Annotated in this window: 1 pseudogene; it reads left to right on the forward strand. The window is 66.4% G+C overall.

The window, feature by feature from the left end:
- A pseudogene (locus EXE44_RS19465) lies at window positions 1-232 on the forward strand (tryptophan--tRNA ligase); the annotation flags it as partial.

Raw genomic sequence — 232 nt, forward strand, 5'->3', positions numbered from 1 at the left:
GGCGAGAAGCGCGTCTTCGAGGGCCACGTCGACGCGTTCGACCTCGCTCGCGACGAGGCCGAGTCGATCGCCCGGGAGGTCGAGATCGACCACGACGGGTTCGGCTTCCGGCAGCCATCCTCGATCTACCACCGGTTCATGACCGGGCTCACCGGCGGGAAGATGTCCTCCTCTATCCCCGCCAGCCATATCTCCCTGCTCGACGACCCGGAGGACGGCTACGACAAGGTGA

It is taken from the genome of Halorubrum sp. SS7, assembly GCF_005435055.1.
GTDB classification, from domain to species: domain Archaea; phylum Halobacteriota; class Halobacteria; order Halobacteriales; family Haloferacaceae; genus Halorubrum; species Halorubrum salinarum.